General features: G+C 69.0%; 15 protein-coding genes and 1 pseudogene. 8 read left to right on the forward strand and 8 right to left on the reverse strand.

What is annotated here, in order from left to right; translation table 11 throughout:
• Positions 1-109 precede the first annotated feature (109 nt).
• Both KHC28_RS19865 and KHC28_RS19870 read left to right on the forward strand, forming a co-directional pair.
• Positions 110-421, forward strand: coding sequence for a hypothetical protein (locus KHC28_RS19865; RefSeq protein WP_214010114.1), 312 nt, complete (start codon positions 110-112; stop codon positions 419-421).
• The gene (locus tag KHC28_RS19870; protein WP_214010115.1) at positions 418-1083 is read left to right on the forward strand and encodes an O-methyltransferase; all 666 of its coding nucleotides are present in this window, start codon (positions 418-420) and stop codon (positions 1081-1083) included. Before KHC28_RS19865 ends, KHC28_RS19870 begins: the two co-directional genes overlap by 4 nt.
• 7 nt (positions 1084-1090) lie before the next feature.
• Here the strand turns inward: KHC28_RS19870 and KHC28_RS19875 are convergent, their stop codons facing one another.
• From KHC28_RS19875 to KHC28_RS19895, 5 genes are all read right to left on the reverse strand, one after another.
• Positions 1091-1483: a VOC family protein gene (locus KHC28_RS19875; RefSeq protein WP_214010116.1), complete on the reverse strand. Its 393-nt coding sequence runs from the start codon at positions 1481-1483 to the stop codon at positions 1091-1093.
• 196 nt (positions 1484-1679) lie between these two features.
• Entirely contained in the window at positions 1680-2630 is a 951-nt protein-coding gene (locus KHC28_RS19880) for an SGNH/GDSL hydrolase family protein (protein WP_214010117.1), read from the reverse strand.
• A gap of 22 nt (positions 2631-2652) precedes the next feature.
• The gene (locus KHC28_RS19885; protein ID WP_312893281.1) at positions 2653-3435 is read right to left on the reverse strand and encodes an SGNH/GDSL hydrolase family protein; all 783 of its coding nucleotides are present in this window, start codon (positions 3433-3435) and stop codon (positions 2653-2655) included.
• 15 nt (positions 3436-3450) lie between these two features.
• Positions 3451-4725, reverse strand: a complete 1275-nt coding sequence (locus KHC28_RS19890; protein ID WP_312893282.1) for an OpgC family protein — start codon at positions 4723-4725, stop codon at positions 3451-3453.
• Positions 4726-4735: 10 nt separating this feature from the next.
• On the reverse strand, positions 4736-5326 hold the full coding sequence (locus KHC28_RS19895) for an HdeD family acid-resistance protein (RefSeq protein WP_214010118.1): 591 nt from the start codon (positions 5324-5326) through the stop codon (positions 4736-4738).
• Positions 5327-5510: 184 nt separating this feature from the next.
• Between KHC28_RS19895 and KHC28_RS19900 the strand changes: the two genes are divergently transcribed.
• The gene (locus KHC28_RS19900) at positions 5511-6116 is read left to right on the forward strand and encodes an MOSC domain-containing protein (RefSeq protein ID WP_214010119.1); all 606 of its coding nucleotides are present in this window, start codon (positions 5511-5513) and stop codon (positions 6114-6116) included.
• Positions 6117-6229: 113 nt separating this feature from the next.
• On the opposite strand, the gene KHC28_RS19905 is transcribed toward KHC28_RS19900, so the two are convergent.
• Both KHC28_RS19905 and tsaA read right to left on the reverse strand, forming a co-directional pair.
• A complete protein-coding gene (locus tag KHC28_RS19905; protein ID WP_214010120.1) occupies positions 6230-7363 on the reverse strand; it encodes a L,D-transpeptidase in 1134 nt (377 codons plus the stop codon).
• Positions 7364-7543: 180 nt separating this feature from the next.
• Positions 7544-8128, reverse strand: a complete 585-nt coding sequence (gene tsaA, locus KHC28_RS19910; RefSeq protein WP_214010121.1) for a tRNA (N6-threonylcarbamoyladenosine(37)-N6)-methyltransferase TrmO — start codon at positions 8126-8128, stop codon at positions 7544-7546.
• A 147-nt stretch (positions 8129-8275) separates the two neighbouring features.
• Here tsaA and KHC28_RS19915 point away from each other — a divergent pair, with 147 nt between their 5' ends.
• From KHC28_RS19915 to KHC28_RS19935, 5 genes and pseudogenes are all read left to right on the forward strand, one after another.
• Positions 8276-9271, forward strand: coding sequence for an ArsR/SmtB family transcription factor (locus tag KHC28_RS19915; protein ID WP_214010122.1), 996 nt, complete (start codon positions 8276-8278; stop codon positions 9269-9271).
• Positions 9271-10200: a methylenetetrahydrofolate reductase [NAD(P)H] gene (metF, locus tag KHC28_RS19920; protein ID WP_214010123.1), complete on the forward strand. Its 930-nt coding sequence runs from the start codon at positions 9271-9273 to the stop codon at positions 10198-10200. Before KHC28_RS19915 ends, metF begins: the two co-directional genes overlap by 1 nt.
• Positions 10201-10348: 148 nt before the next feature.
• Positions 10349-10486 (forward strand): hypothetical protein, encoded by a 138-nt coding sequence (locus KHC28_RS27515; RefSeq protein WP_246565059.1) that lies wholly within the window; start codon positions 10349-10351, stop codon positions 10484-10486.
• A 155-nt stretch (positions 10487-10641) separates the two neighbouring features.
• Positions 10642-14458 (forward strand): annotated as a pseudogene (gene metH / locus KHC28_RS19930) (methionine synthase).
• Positions 14459-14466: 8 nt separating this feature from the next.
• Complete coding sequence (locus tag KHC28_RS19935; RefSeq protein ID WP_214010124.1) at positions 14467-15195, forward strand: LssY C-terminal domain-containing protein; 729 nt, start codon at positions 14467-14469, stop codon at positions 15193-15195.
• A gap of 6 nt (positions 15196-15201) precedes the next feature.
• Here the strand turns inward: KHC28_RS19935 and KHC28_RS19940 are convergent, their stop codons facing one another.
• Entirely contained in the window at positions 15202-16470 is a 1269-nt protein-coding gene (locus KHC28_RS19940; RefSeq protein WP_214010125.1) for an amidase, read from the reverse strand.
• Positions 16471-16547: the final 77 nt, after the last annotated feature.

Raw genomic sequence — 16547 nt, forward strand, 5'->3', positions numbered from 1 at the left:
TTTCCGGGTCTAGCAGCATGGTGACGGCGTGAAAGCAAGTTGATGTGAAAGCGTGTGGCGCCGCGCCCCGGAAAATGAGAGGAATGGGGTGAAACGCGGAGAGCATCACATGGCCGCCAAGCCGTCCACCGGCCCTACCGACAAGTCGTCCGAGGAGATCGTCCTGCACGTCGACCGCTCGGTGGCGGTGGTGCTGTTCGAGTTCCTGTCCCGCACCGTCGACGATGGCGACGGCGACGCGCTGGCCGAGTTCGTCGAGGACGAGGCGGAGGTTCCGGCGCTGTGGGCGCTGCTCGCCGGCCTTGAGAGCGTGCTCACCGAGCCGATGGCGCTCGACTACGAGAAGAAGGTGCTCGCCGCCCGCGAGGCGGTGATGAAGCGCTTCGGCGGCGCCTTCTCCGATCGCGGCGACGACGAATGAGCGAGGCGGTGTGGTCGCGCGTCGACCACTGGATCGAGGACACGCTGCTGCCGCCCGACCCGGCCCTGGCCTCGGCGCTCGAAGCGAGCGACGCCGCCGGCCTCAGGGCGATCAACGTCGCGCCGAACCAGGGCAAGCTGCTGATGCTGCTGGCGATGATGCGCGGCGCCCGGCGCATCCTGGAGATCGGCACGCTCGGCGGCTATTCGACGATCTGGCTGGCCCGCGCCCTGCCGGAGGACGGCCGTCTGGTCACGCTGGAATTCGACCCGCACCATGCCGAGGTGGCGCGCGCCAACATCGCCCATGCCGGTCTGGCTGATCGCGTCGAGGTGCGGGTCGGCCCCGCCCGCACGACGCTGGCGGCGATGATCGCTGCCGGCGAGGCGCCGTTCGACTTCGTGTTCATCGACGCCGACAAGCCGGGCAACCCGCATTATCTGGAGGCGGCGCTGGCGCTGTCGCATCCGGGCACGGTGATCGTCGCCGACAACGTGGTGCGCGAGGGGCGCGCCGCCGATCCCGCGAACACCGACGAATCGGTGGTGGGCATCCGCCGCTTCATGGAGATGGTCGCCGCCGAGCCGCGCCTCGTCGCCACCGCCGTCCAGACGGTCGGCTCCAAGGGCTATGACGGCTTCGCCCTCGCGCTGGTGGTGTGATCGGCGCTCACTCCGCCGCGTAGCAGACCGCCTGCAGCTTGTTCCCGTCGGGATCGCGCACATAGGCCGCGTAGTAGTTCGGCCCATAATGCGGTCGCGGCCCGGGTTCGCCTTCGCTCCGTCCGCCCAGCTTCAGGGCCTGTTCGTGGAAGGCGCGCACCGCGGCCTTGGTCTCGGCGACGAAGGCGACATGCGTACCGTTGCCCCATGTCGCCGGGCGACCGTCCTCCGGCGTGTAGATGTAGATGGTCGGCATCTGGCCGTCGCGCTCATAGGCGAGGGGCTTTTCCGGCGGTTTGGCTAGCCGGGCGAAGCTGATGGCTCCCAGCACGGCATCGTAGAACGTTGCCGACCGATCCTTGTCGTTCGTTCCCAATGTGATGTGGCTGATGACGGACACCGGGGTTTCCCTCGTTCTGGCATGACGGCGCGCCTCACCATAATCGCTGCCGAAACTCATGTGGGGAACAGGTGGATCGTGCGATCCCGTCCCGCCCTCGCTACCACCGGAAGCGCGAGGATCGGTCCGGCCGGATCATCCGGCTCATGTCGGCGAGCCTGCATGAAGGACGGCGCCGCCGGGGCGCCGCCCGCGTTCACGGCGTCGCCGTGCTGTCCGGCAGGCCTTCGGGCGCCGGGCCGGTAGCCGCCGGCGCCGGGGTCTTGCCGGTCGGCGCTGCCGCGCCGGGAATGGCGCTGCCGGTCATGGCGGCGCCCGCCTTGGCGGGCTTGGCCAGCGAGGTCGGGCCGCTCACATCCGCCGAGCGCAGCTGGCTGTCGACATTGGCCGCGAGCGAGCCGCCAAGTCCCTTGGCGAAGCACTCGTAGCCGAAATCGTTCATGTGGAAGCCGTCCTTGAAGGTGAAGGCGTCGAAGGCCAGCCCCTTCGCCTCGTGCCATTCGCGCATCAGCGCGAAGCGGTGGAACACGCCCACCCCTTCCTCGTCGGCGACGCGCTGCTGCAGGCGCAGCATGTCGAGCGCTTCCGGGTCGCCGATCACCTTGGGCGAATATTGCGGGTCGATGATCACGATGTCGGCGCCGAGCGCGCGGGTGCGGGCGATCGCCTCGCGCAGCAGCGCCTCGGCGGTATCGAGCCCGTTGGCGCGGAACAGCGCGTTCACCCCGGCCTGCCACAGCACCAGCGTCGGGCTCGCAGCCGCGACGTCGGTCTCGAAGCGCGCCAGCATCTCCGGCGCGTCCTGCCCGTTGATGCCGCGATTGACCACGGTGAGCTCGATGCCGGGGAAGCGCTGGCGCAGCGCCGCTTCCAGCCGGCTCGGATAGCTCGCCGCGCGCGAGCTCGCCCCCGCCCCGGCGGTGGAGGAGGAGCCGATGGCGATGATCTTCACCGGCCCGCCCTCGCGCAGCGCCTTGGCGAAGCGCGGCAGCGGCTGGCTGAGCCGGGTCAGCGCCACGTTGCCGGCCGGGCAGCTCGGCGCCAGCAAAGTGGCGGCGGCGGCCGGCGTGCCGGCGAGCGGCAAGGCGAGTGTCACGGTGAGCGTGGCAGCGACGAGGCCCGGAAGCGCGAGGCGGGTCAGGTTCATCTTGGCGGTGTCGGGGTTGGGGTTAGCGGGAGCCGAGGGTCTTCTTGTCGACCCCGTCGGCGATCATGCCGACCAGCAGCCGGCCGATGCAACCATGCACATCGTCGAACAGGGTCGGGGAGGGGCGGTCGGCGTCGAGGTCGAAGATGCCCTCGTCCTGCCAGTAGCGCATGACGTCGTAGCGGTCGAAGAACGGCACGCCGTTGCCACGAGCGGTCCATTGCAGCGTGTTGGTGTAGGGCGCGACGTCGAAGGCGAAGGAGGTGCGCGGGCTGTATTGCGGGCCGACGAGGATCACGTCGGTCTTGGCCTCGTGGGCGATACGGATGCCGTCGCTCACCGCGTCGCCGAAGGCGCCGGTGTCGACGCCGAGAATGGCGTCATAGGTGCCGGTCTGCCAGATCAGCAGCGCCGGCTTGTTGACGCGCAGAAGGTCGGGCAGCACGGTGAGGATCGCCTGCGCGGTGGCGCGCGGCTGGTTCTGCGTCGCCACCACGATGCCGCCATCGGGATAGCGGGCGCGCAGAATCTCCTCGATATAGCTCGGGAAGCGCTTGGGCACCGCGTCCTTGGCGGCGCCGGTGCTCTTGGCGGGCTTCTTCTCGACCGTGGCCGAGGAGTTCAGCACCAGTATGGTGGTTGGCGTCTTGTCCTCGAGCGATTTGGCGAGGCGCGGCAGGCCGAAGCCGGCACGGGTGAGCTCGGAAGGCGCGGCGCAGACGGGTTCGGCGCGCGCCGGGACGGTAGCGCCGCCCGCCAGGAACGCCGTGCAAGCCAGTATCACTCCGAGCGTCGTGCGTTTCACGTCGATCCGCGCCGTCTACCCATACTTCCGCGCGGCAATCTCGCGCTCCACGCGAGCATACCATGACAACAGCACGGAGAGAGCCACCATAAGGAAGATGCCCGCCGCGCTCATGATGAACTGCATGGTCAGCGAGCCATTGATCTCGTTCAACACGAAATGTGCGGCGAAAGAAAGGAACACGCCGAAGCAGAACACTTCCAGCGAGTTCTGGCCACACAGGATCATCGGCCGCAGCGCCGGGGAGCGCAGCCAGGCCGCATCCACCGGCACCAGCTTCACCACCACCACGGCGAGGGCGAGGAAGTGCAGGAAGCGCAGCGGCGACAGGTCGGTCTTGCTGATCGGGTAGATCAGCAAGCCGATCGCGTCCGGCACCAGCCCTTCCAGCGGGCGCCACCACCAGCTCACCACCACGGCGAGCGAGACGACGAGATAGGCGAGCGCCAGTGCCACGACCAGCCGGTTCTGGATCAGCCCGGCGAGGCGGTCGCTGCCTCCCAGCCCGCACCAGCCGCCGAACACGAACATCAGCTGCCAGCAGAACGGGTTGAAGAACCACATCCGGTCGTCGGGATAGCCGGGCAGGTTGATGCCGAGATTGAGCGCCAGCGCATAGACCAGCGCCGAGACGGCGAGCGTCGCGTCCGGCCAGCGCTTCAGCGCCCACAGCACCGGGGGGAAGCCGGCGAGCAGCACGATATAGAGCGGCAGCACGTCCATGTTGGCCGGCCGGAACTTCAGCAGCAGCGCCTGCACCAGCGCCACGTCCGGCTCGGAGAGGAACTGCAGCGCTCCCATCTCCTCGGCATAGAGCGGATTGGAGAAGGAGCCGACGACATAGGAGATCTCGGCGAGATAGATCACGAACAGGAAGATGAAGGCGATGTAGAGCTGCCAGGCCCGCCTGAGGATGCGTGCCGAGGTCACCAGCGTGCCGGAGCGGTCGAGCTCGCGCCCATAGACCATGGCGGCGGTGTAGCCGGAGATGAAGACGAAGATCTCCGTGGCGTCGGAGAAGCCGAAATTCCGGTTGGTGATCCAGTTCACCACATTGTTGGGGATGTGGTTGAGGAAGATGAACCACAGCGCCAGCCCGCGGAACAGGTCGAGCCGCAGGTCGCGCCCGCTGGCGGCCGGCGGTGTCGGGGCGGTGCCCGGCGTGTCGGCGGCCGTCGGCGGGGTGGAACCGGTCGGGGCATCGCGGCGATCCGGCGGCGGCACAATGCCGGCCGGTTGTCCGGCCGGCTGTTCCTGCGCGACGCGTCGGGCGGTGGCGCTCTGCCTCACGAAACCTCGCTTACTTCTTCTTCAGTCCGAGCCCGAGCATCAATACCGTGAAGCCGTTGAAAATGAGATCGACGCCGAGGAACAGGCCGAGAATCCACATGGAATTGATCGGCCACTGCACGGTGATCTCGATGCCGAGCAGGACGGCGATGACGGCGGAGAACAGGATCCAGCCCCAGCCGGCCGCCGGGCGCAGCTTGAACGCCGCCACCAGCCGGAACAGGCCGCCGACGATCAACGAGATGCCGAGCAGCAGGGTGAGCACGGCGGCGGCGAGGTCGGGATTGGTGAAGGCGATGACGCCGGCCACCAGATAGAGCAGGCCGTCGAGCAGCCAGAAGAAGAAGCCGCCCCAGCCCTTCACCGCGAAGGCGTGGAAGATCTGGGCGATGCCGGCGACCACCATCATCGCGCCGATGTAGTAGACCGAGATCAGCGTGCCGACCACCAGCCCGTAGGAACTGCCGAGCGCGATCGCCCCGGCCACGATCAGGATGATGCCGAGGGCGACGAACCACCCCCATTTGGCGCGCAGTTCGTGCAGGTGGCCCGCGAGCGAGCCGGCCGGCGTGGAGGGGAAGGAATCGGTCGGGGTCGACATCGGGTCTCGTCCTTCATGCTGGCGCCGCGCCGACGGAGCGCAAACGCGCCACCCCGGTGCGGGGTTCCGGTGCGCGGCGGGAAACGATGGTATCTTAGACCGGTCGGTGTCCGCGCGCAGTCCGCATTTCCCCGGCGTCGTGCGGGGCGGTTAATATCCGTCCTACACTCGCGGAGATCCGTGCATGAACGAAACCTTGCCGCTGTTCGACGACGCCACCGTGCCCGCCCGCAAACTGGCCGCGCGGCTGTCGCTGCTGCTCATTGCCGACGGCGCGGATTTCCTCACCCGCCCGGTGGAGCGAGCGGCGGTGGATTTCGAGGGGCTGGCCGGCGACCGCCATCGCGGCTTCACCCGCAAGGCCGATTCGCGGGTGCCGTGGTATCCGCGCGGCACGCCGATCCGCAACACGCGGCAGCTGACGCTGGTGGCGCCGGACGAACTCGCCCTCATCGCCGGCCGGCTGGAGCTGCCGGTGATCGAGCCGTCCTGGCTCGGCGCCAATCTGGTGGTGGAGGGGCTACCGGACCTGACCGCGCTGCCGCCCGGCACCCGGCTGCATTTTCCCGGCGGCGCCTGCCTGGCGGTCGAGGGGGAGAACGCGCCCTGCCGCCATGCCGGGGCGGCGGTGGCGCGGCATCATCCCGGCCGGACCGGCCTCGACCTCGCCTTTGTCGGCGCGGCGCGCGGCCGGCGCGGCCTCGTCGCCTGGGTGGAACGGCCCGGCGAGTTCGTCGCCGGCAGCGCCATCGAGGTGCGCGTGCCCGCCCAGCGCCTGTGGGGGCGGTGAGGGCGGCCGCCCGTTCTGTTCGATCCGCAAACGAAAATCGCCCGGACGATCCCTCGTCCGGGCGATTTCATGTCGTCAGGCTTCCGGCGGGAATGCCCGCCGGAGAGATGGCCTCAGCGCACCGCCACGTTCGGCGCGCCGGCGGCGCTCACCGGCATCGGCTGCATCGCGGCGCTGCCATCGGCGGTCTTGGCCGCCGGGTTGCCCGGCATCACCACGACCCTGGTGCCGACCTTCACGCGGTCATACAGGTTCTCGACGTCCTCGTTCAGCATGCGGATGCAGCCGGAGGACATGAACTGGCCGATGGTGGACGGCTGGTTGGTGCCGTGGATGCGGTAGATGGTGCCGCCGAGATACATGGTGCGGGCGCCCAGCGGGTTGCCGGGGCCGCCGGCCATGAAGCGCGGCAGGTAGGGCTGGCGCTCGATCATCTCCGCCGGCGGGCGCCAGTCGGCCCATTCCGCCTTGCGGGAGATCTTCTCGGTGCCGGACCAGGTGAAGCCGTCGCGGCCGACGCCGATGCCGTAGCGCTCGGCCTTGCCGCCGGGCAGCACGTAATAGAGGTAGGTGTTCGGCGTATCGATGATGATGGTGCCTGGGGGCTGGGTGGTCGCGTAGTCCACCGTCTGCCGCTTCAGATTGGCGGGCAGTTCCTTCGGCGGGCCTTCCTCCGGCTGATCCTCCGGCGGCAGCGTGGCGACCGAGGCGCCGTTGGCGCCCATCACCTGCTGCTGCTGCGGAGCCGAATAGCCCGGCTGGCCGGCCGGGGCGGCGGCATGCACCTGGCCCGGCGGTGTATAGGGGCCGGACTGCGCGGTGTAGTTCGGCGCGGCGTAGCCGGCCGGCTGCTGGCCGGAATAGGCGCCGGCGGGATAGCCGGGCTGTGCCGCGGTGGTGCCGGGAGCCGACTGCGCGGCGTAGTTGGGCGCAGTGTAGCCGGCCGGCTGCTGGCCGGAATAGGCACCGGTGGGATAGCCCGACGGGGTGCCGCCATTGGCATAGCCGGAAACCGGGGCCGGCGCGCCGGCGGTGGCCGGCGGGGCCATGATCGGGGCGACGCCGCCCTGCGCCGGGGCGCTCGACGTGCCGTAGGGATCGATGGCGGCCGGCACCTCGACGGTGCCCGGCACCGGCTCGGCCGACTGCGTGGCCTCGACGGGATAGGACTGGGCGCCGGCCGTACCGACCGACGTCAGAAGGGCCAGAGCGACCGCGGGAGCGAAACCTAGGCGAACGACCATCATCAAGCCTACTGGAGTGAATGCCACAACCTTTGCGACGACGACATGACGCAGGAACAAGGCGGGTTCAAGACAAGACTAAGTCACGAATGGTCCAGTGTGCTTCAGCCATGCACGAAACGCATGGGCGATGCATATAAGCAACAGTAACCCTGTCCTATGTCGTTAACGTCGACCGGGGCATTATGGTTTCGAAATCGTTGAAAAGTCGTTGCTGCTCGCACGGCCATCGGCGATTTCGCGCTCGCGGTGCCAGCCCACCACCGCCTCGGGATGGCAGTCGGTGGAGGCGAAATACGGCTTGATGTCGATGAGCGGCGTGCCGTCGAGGCAGTCGAGCCCGGTCACCGTGAGTCGGGTGCCCTCGATGCCCAAAAGGCGCACCGCGCTCATCGCGATGGGGTTGGGCCGCGCCGGGCTGCGCAGCGCGAAGGTGCCGCGTCCCCTTCCATAGGTGCGGGGCACCTGCACGAGCAGGTCGCGCGGCGCCCGGTCCATCCAGTAGAGCAGCCACAGATGGGTGGTGCCGGCCAGCCCGTCGAGCGCCGGGGCGAGGGCGGGATCGAGTTCGACGGTGCACACCGCCTGCGACTCGCGCCCGTTCTTCGGGCAGTCCCGGCGGCTGGTCCAGGGCGTGCGCAGCCGGCCGATGAAATACACCCCGGCATCGGGAGCGGCCGGCAGCTCATGGGTCACCTCGCCGGGGCGGACGCCGAATTCCGCCGCATCGGCCTGATCGGTCGCCCCGGTCGGCGAAATCGTCCTCATCCTACACCTCACTGCCCTGTGCGGCGGCCGGGCCGACGCCTTGTCGACCGGGTCGCCGACTCCCCCACGACTTCCCTTGCATCTGACTTCCCTTGCATCCCCTGGCGAAAAGACATAAAGATATCTTTATATCTCATCGAGGGCTCCATGCCGGCATCGCCGCTCAGCTTCGCGTCCCTGCTCGACGGCCTCAAGGCGGCCGGTGAGGACACGCGCCTGCGCCTGCTCGCGCTGCTGGGCGAAGGCGAGCTGACCGTCTCCGAGCTTACCGAAATCCTCGGCCAGTCGCAGCCCCGAATTTCGAGGCATCTCAAGCTGTTGGCCGAAGCCGGGCTGGTGGAGCGCTTCCGCGAGGCCAGCTGGGTGTTCTACCGCCGCGCCGCCGAGACCCCCGCCGCCGCCCTCAGCGACGCGCTGCTCGCCCTGATGGCGCCGGACGACGACATCCTCTTGCGCGACCATGAGCGGCTGGAGGCGGTGCGCGCCGCCCGCGCCGCCCATGCCCAGGCCTATTTCCGCGCCCACGCCCATGAATGGGACGCGCTGCGCCGCCTGCACGCCCCCGACGAACAGGTCGAGCAGGCCATTCTCGAGGCCCTTCAAGGCATTGAGATTTCTTCGCTTCTCGATCTCGGTACCGGCACCGGGCGCATATTGGAGCTGTTTGCCCCGCGCATCGAGCGCGGCGTCGGCATCGATCTGTCGTCCGACATGCTCGCCGTCGCCCGCGCCAATCTGGAGCGGGCCGGCGCGCGCAATTGCACGGTGCGGCAGGGGGATATCTACAGCCTCGCTCTGCCGCGCGACGCTTTCGACGTGGTGATCGTCCACCAGGTGCTGCACTTCCTCGAGGACGCCCCGCGGGCGCTGAAGGAAGCGGCGCGGGTGCTGAAGCCCGGCGGGCATCTGCTGGTGGTCGATTTCGCCCCGCACGACCTCGAATTCCTGCGCGAGGCGCACGCCCATCGTCGCCTCGGCTTCGCGCCGGAGGTGGTCGAGCACTGGCTGTCCCAGGCCGGGCTGGTGCCGCGCTCGCATCGCCCGCTTGCCCCGCAAGCCGATGGAAAACTTACCGTTTCTCTCTGGCTGGCCCGCGATCCGCGCGCGACGCAGCCCGCCCAAAAGCACAAGGAGGTCGCCTGATGTCGTCGGATGTCGAGCGCCGCAGCCGCCGCTCCGGCGGGCGGCCGATTTCGGTGTCGTTCGAGTTCTTCCCGCCCAAGACGCCGGAGATGGAGGCCACGCTGTGGAACTCCATCACCCGTCTGGCGCCGCTGGCACCGAAATTCGTCTCGGTGACCTATGGCGCCGGCGGCTCGACCCGCGAGCGCACCCACGCCACCGTCGAGCGCATCGTCAAGGACACCCGCCTCGCTCCCGCCGCGCATCTCACCTGCGTTGCCGCCTCGAAGGGCGAGGTGGACGAGGTGGTGCGCGGCTATTGGGATGCCGGCGTGCGCCATATCGTGGCGCTGCGCGGTGATCCGCCGGGCGGGGTCGGCCAGGCCTATGAGCCGCACCCGGAGGGCTACAAGAGCTCCGCCGATCTGGTCGCCGGCCTGCGCCGCATCGCGAATTTCGAAGTCTCCGTATCGGCTTACCCGGAAAAGCACCCGGAGAGCCCGTCCTTCGACACCGATCTCGACATCCTCCAGGCCAAGGTCGAGGCCGGCGCCACGCGGGCGATCACCCAGTGCTTCTTCGACAATGACCTGTATTTTCGCTACCTCGACAAGGTGCGCGCGCGGGGGATCGATGTTCCCGTCGTGCCCGGCATCCTGCCGGTATCGAACTTCAAGCAGGCGAACAATTTTGCGGAGAAGACCGGCTGCTACATGCCGGCATGGCTGGCGGGCCGCTTCGAGGGGCTGGACGACGATCCGGAGACCCGCAAGCTGATCGCCGCCGCCGTGGCGGCCGAGCAGGTGTTCGACCTCGTCGATCGCGGCGTGACCGAGTTCCATTTCTACACGCTGAACCGCGCCGACCTCGTCTACGCCATCTGCCACCTGCTCGGCATCCGCCCGCCGCAGAATGCGGAAGGGCAGGGCAACGGCCAGGCGGCGGCGTGAGCGTCTTGCTTACCTCTCCCTACTGGGGCGAGGTCGCCGCGGAGCGGCGGGTGAGGGGGATGGACGCTAAGATATTTCGTGCGCGCCGGTTGCGCCGAGACCAGACGGACGCTGAGTTTCTCTTCTGGTCACGCTCCGCAACCGGCCGCTGGATGGTTGGAAGTTCCGGCGGCAGGCGCCGATCGATCGCTTCACGGTCGATTGCTCTGCCCCGATATCCAATCGGTGGTCGAACGCGACGGCGGGCAACACGGCCCTGAGACCGAAGTCGATAGAACCTAGATGATCGAGGCGTGTGGCTATCTGGTCATCCGTTTCTGCAATAACGACGTGCTGACGAACATAGACGGCGTTCCGCTCCGCATTCTCGAAACATTGCGCGGCGGTACCCCTCACCCCAACCCTCTCTCCGCGGGGAGAGGGAGCAGAAAGTGCTCCGCCATGGCTGACACCGTATCCCGGACCGACACCCTCGCCGCCCTCCAGGCCGCCGCCCGCGAGCGCATCCTCGTGCTCGACGGCGCCATGGGCACGATGATCCAGCAGCTGAAGCTGGACGAGGCCGGCTATCGCGGCGAGCGCTTCAAGTCGTGGAACCGCGACCTCAAGGGCAATAACGACCTGCTGAACCTCACCGTGCCGGATGCGGTGCGCGACATCCACCTCGCCTATTTCATGGCCGGGGCGGATATCGTCGAGACCAACACCTTCTCGGGCACCACCATCGCCATGGCCGATTACGGCATGGAGAGCCTCGTCTACGAGCTGAACTTCGAGGGCGCCAAGCTGGCCAAGGAGGCCGCGAAGCTGGCCGAGGCGAAGGACGGCCGCCGCCGCTTCGTCGCCGGCGCCATCGGGCCGACCAACCGCACCGCCTCGATCTCGCCGGACGTCAACGACCCCGGCTTCCGCGCCACCTCCTTCGACGAGCTGGCCACCGCCTATGGCGAGCAGGCCGGTGCGCTGATCGACGGCGGCTCGGACCTCCTGCTGATCGAGACCATCTTCGACACGTTGAACGCCAAGGCGGCGGTGTTCGCCATCGAGCGGCTGTTCGAGGCGCGCGGCATCCGCGTGCCGGTGATGATCTCCGGCACCATCACCGATCTGTCCGGCCGCACACTGTCCGGCCAGACCCCGGCGGCGTTCTGGAATTCGCTGCGCCACGCCCAGCCCTTCTCCATCGGGCTCAATTGCGCGCTCGGTGCCAAGGAGATGCGCGGCCATATCGACGAACTGTCGCGCATCGCCGACACCTTCGTCTGCGCCTATCCCAATGCCGGCCTGCCCAACGAGTTCGGCCTCTATGACGAGAGCCCGGAGGCGATGGCCAAGCTGGTCGGCGAGTTCGCCGCTTCCGGTCTCGTCAACATCGTCGGCGGCTGCTGCGGCACGACGCCGGACCATATCGGCGCCATCGCCCGCGCCGTCGCCCCGCATGCGCCGCGCGACCTCCCGGAGATCGCCCCGCGCCTGCGCCTGTCGGGCCTCGAACCCTTCGAGATGCGGGCATGAGAACCGCCACCCGTTCCCGACTCCGCCGTCCTTCCGTCACCCCGCATCAAGAGCAGGCGTCATGACCGCACCCGTCGCCACCTTCGTGAACATCGGCGAGCGCACCAACGTCACCGGCTCGGCGCGCTTCCGCAAGCTCATCACCAATGGCGACTACACCGCCGCGCTGGCGGTGGCGCGCGACCAGGTGGAGAACGGCGCGCAGGTGCTCGACGTCAACATGGACGAGGGCCTGCTCGACAGCGAGAAGGCGATGGTGACCTTCCTCAACCTCGTCGCCGCCGAGCCGGACATCGCCCGCGTGCCGATCATGGTCGATTCGTCGAAGTGGAGCGTCATCGAGGCCGGCCTGAAGTGCATCCAGGGCAAGGGGATCGTGAACTCGATCTCGATGAAGGAGGGCGAGGACGCCTTCCGTCATCATGCCCGGCTGGTGCGTGCCTATGGCGCCGCCGTCGTCGTCATGGCTTTCGACGAGCAGGGCCAGGCCGACACGTTCGAGCGCAAGACCTCGATCTGCGCCCGCGCCTACCGCATCCTCGTCGAGGAAGTCGGCTTCCCGCCCGAGGACATCATCTTCGATCCGAACATCTTCGCGGTTGCCACCGGCATCGAGGAGCATGCCGGCTACGGCGTCGCCTTCATCGAGGCGACGCGCTGGATCCGGCAGAACCTGCCGCACGCCCATGTGTCGGGCGGCGTGTCGAACCTCTCCTTCTCGTTCCGCGGCAACGAGCCGGTGCGCGAGGCGATGCACGCGGTGTTCCTCTATCACGCCATCGCGGCGGGCATGGACATGGGCATCGTCAATGCCGGCCAGCTCGCGCCCTATTCCGAGATCGAGCCGGAGCTGCGCGAGGCGTGCGAGGACGTGGTGCTAAACCGCCGCGACGACGCCACCGAGCGGCTGCTCGCCCTTGCCGAGCGGTTCCGCGGCGGCGGGCGCGAGAAGAAGGAGGCCGACCTTACCTGGCGCACCTGGCCGGTGGAGAAGCGGCTGGAGCACGCCCTCGTCAACGGCATCACCGAATTCGTCGAGGCCGACACCGAGGAGGCACGCGCGGCCGCCGCGCGGCCGCTGCATGTCATCGAAGGCCCGCTGATGGCCGGCATGAACGTGGTCGGCGACCTGTTCGGCGCCGGCAAGATGTTCCTGCCGCAGGTGGTGAAGTCGGCCCGCGTCATGAAGCAGGCGGTGGCCTACCTCATGCCGTTCATGGATGCGGAAAAGCTGGAGCTCGGCCTCACCGATGCTCCCGCCGCCGGCAAGATCCTGATGGCGACGGTGAAGGGCGACGTGCACGACATCGGCAAGAACATCGTCGGCGTCGTGCTCCAGTGCAATAATTACCAGGTGATCGACCTCGGCGTGATGGTGCCGACCGCGAAGATCCTCGAAGTGGCGCGCAGGGAGAAGGTCGACGTCATCGGCCTGTCCGGTCTCATCACCCCGTCGCTGGACGAGATGGTGCATGTCGCCTCGGAGATGGAGCGCGAGGGCTTCGACTTGCCGCTGCTGATCGGTGGCGCCACTACCTCGCGCGTCCACACGGCGGTGAAGATCGCCCCGCAATATCTGCGCGGCCCGGCGGTCTATGTCACCGATGCCTCGCGCGCGGTGGGCGTGGTGTCCAACCTGCTCAACGACAACACCCGCGCCGACTATGCGGCGAGCATCCGCGCCGAATACGCCAAGCTCGCCGACGCCCATGCCAAGAGTGACCGCAACAAGGTTCGGGTGAAGCTGGAAGAGGCGCGGGCCAACCGTCTCGCACTGGACTTTGCCGGCTATCAATCTCCGGTGCCGACCTTCCTCGGCACCCGGGTGTTCGAAAGCTACGACCTTGCCGAGCTGGTGCCCTATATCGACTGGACGCCGTTCTTCCAGTCCTGGGAGCTCATCGGCCACTACCCCGCCATCCTCGACGATCCCAAGGTCGGCGTCGCCGCTCGCGCGCTCTATGACGACGCGCGGAAGATGCTGGCGAGGATCGTCGACGAGAAGTGGCTCACCGCCCGTGCGGTGATCGGCTTCTGGCCGGCCAATGCGGTGGGCGACGACATCGCCCTCTATGCCGGCGACACCCGCAACGCGCCGCTGGCGACGCTGCACACGCTGCGCCAGCAGATGGGCAAGCGCGAGGGGCGCGCCAACATCGCGCTCGCCGATTTCGTCGCCCCCGAGGGCAGCGGCGTGGCGGATTATGTCGGCGGTTTCTGCGTGTCGACCGGCTTCGGCGAGCATGAGCGCTCCGAGGCGTTCAAGAAGGCCAATGACGATTATTCCTCGATCCTGCTGAAGGCGCTGGCCGACCGCCTCGCCGAAGCCTTCGCCGAGCGCATGCATGAGCGGGTGCGCCGCGAGTTCTGGGCCTATGCCCCGGACGAGGCGCTCGACAACGAGGCGCTGATCAAGGAGACCTATCGCGGCATCCGCCCCGCGCCGGGCTATCCCGCCCAACCCGACCACACCGAGAAGGCGACGCTGTTCAAGCTGCTCGACGCGACCTCGTCCATCGGGGTGGAGCTCACCGAGAGCTTCGCCATGTGGCCGGGCGCGGCGGTGTCGGGGCTGTATTTCGCCCATCCCGACGCCGCCTATTTCGGCGTCGGCCGCATCGAGCGTGACCAGGTCGAGGACTATGCCGCGCGCAAGGGCATGGGCGTGGAAGAGACCGAGCGCTGGCTGGCGCCGGTGCTCAACTACGATCCGGCCAGCCACAAATCGGTGGCGGCGGAGTAGGGGCGGGCATGGCCACTCCGGGTCGGCCGGCGCGTCGCGTCTGGCACTGGGCGCTGCTTGCCTTCCTTGCGTGGCTGGCGCTCGCCTATTCGATGGCGCCGCGGCTGTGGACCCACCACGGCGAGCAGCCGGGCATCAAGCCGCTGCCGATGGTCACCTCGACCCTTCCGGGACTCCCCGGCGACCCGCTCGACGTCGGCCTCGTCGGCACGCGCGAGGAGATCCAGCACGCCATGGCCGCCGCCGGCTGGCAGGCAGGCGAGCCGGATAGGGCGCTGCTGGTCTATGCCGGCCGCCTGCCGGACCTCGCCTTCGAGACGGCGGAGCAGGGGGACACCGGCCGCCGCGACCGCGTGCTGTTGTGGAAGGTGCTGGACATCGGCGCCGAGCGGCGGCCGGTCTGGCTCGGCGCGGCGACTTCGGACCGTCCCGATCAGCCCGGCAGCGCCGTTCGCCGGCTCGATCCGGACATCGATGCCGTGCGCGACCGGCTGATCGCCGACCTCGATGACGCCCGCGCGCTGGTTGCGGTCTATCAGGTCACCGGCCTCGGCCCGACGCTGTTCGGCCGCGCCGGCGGCGAGCATTACCGGAGCGATGGCGAGATCCATGTCGGCCGGTTGGCCGTTCGCGGCACCCCGGCGGAGGGGCCGGCCATCCTCATCGCCCCGCCCCCCGTCGTCGGCCTCAAGGACCGCCTGTGGCGCGTCATTGGCGATCTGGCCGGCGGTAACTGAGCCGGCTCACGCCGGGCGGATGGCCTTCTCGATGAAGGCGGCGGCGGTGAGGGCGGAGCGGTCGCGGCCGAAGCGGCCGACCACCTGCACGCCGATCGGCAGGCCGCTGGCGCCGGTCAGGCCGGTGACGTTGACGCAGGGCGCGCCCAGCAGCGTCCACAGCCGGTTGAAGATCGACGAGCCGGTGGAGGTGAGCCCTTCCGGCGCCTCGCCGGGGGCGGAATAGGTCAGCACGGCGTCGTAGCTTTCCACCAGGTCGGCGAAGGCGTGGCGCGCCAGGCGCGTGGTGCGCCGGGCCGCGTCATAGGTGTCGGGCGTCACGGCGGCGGCCTGCTCCAGATAGACCGCGAGCTGCGGCGAGAGCTGGCGGCGATGGCGGTCCCACTCGTCGGCGAGCGCCAGCGACGCCTCATAGGCCTGCACGATGGCATGGGCCTCGTCGGCGCTCTCCACCTCCGGCGGCAGCGTCACCTCGCGCACATGCGCCCGCGCCCGTTCGGCGGCGCGCATGGCGGCCTCGAGGGCGGCGTCGGCATCGCGGCTGGCGGCGCCGGCACGCGGCGTACGGATGACGGCGAGGCGGGGCGGCCGGGCGGTGGCGTCGATCGACAGCTCGCGCCCGCTGAGCGCGCGGGCGGCGAAGGCGACGTCGGCGACCCCGGCGGCGAACAGGCCGACCGTGTCGAGCGACCAGGAGAAGGTCTTGCTGCCCAGCATCGGGATCAGCTTGAAGGACGGTTTGAAGCCGGTGACGCCGCAATAGGAGGCGGGACGGATCACCGAGCCCGCCGTCTGCGAGCCGATGGCCAGAGGCAGCATGCCCGCCGCCACCGCCGCCGCCGAACCCGAGGAGGACCCGCCCGGGGTGTGGGAAGGACGGTGCGGGTTGCGCGTCTCCGCCGGCGTGGTGAAGGCGAATTCGGTGGTGGAGGTCTTGCCGGCGACGAGGCCGCCATTGCGGGCGATCATCCGCACGATCGCAGCGTCGGCGGCCGGCCGGTGGCGCCGGTAGATCCGCGAGCCGTAGGCAGTCGGGAAGTCGACGGTGTCGAACGTGTCCTTGATCCCGATCGGCAGCCCGGCAAGCGGGCGGGCGGCGAGGCCGGGCTGCTGCGCACGGGCCAGCATCGCCTCGACGTCGAGGGCGGTGAAGGCGTGGATCTCCCCCTCCTGCGCGGCGATCGCCTCGGCGCAGCGGGCCGCGACCTTGGCCGGGGCGAGGTCGCCCGAGCGAATGGCGGCGGCGAGGGCGCAGGCGGAAAGCATCGCGGTCATGATCTCTCGGGGTTGTCGGTTTCGGTTGTCGGCGGTGGCGAAGCACCGGATATTGTCGGCCAAAAGCGTATCGCATG

The organism is Ancylobacter sonchi (assembly GCF_018390695.1).
Lineage (GTDB): Bacteria > Pseudomonadota > Alphaproteobacteria > Rhizobiales > Xanthobacteraceae > Ancylobacter > Ancylobacter sonchi.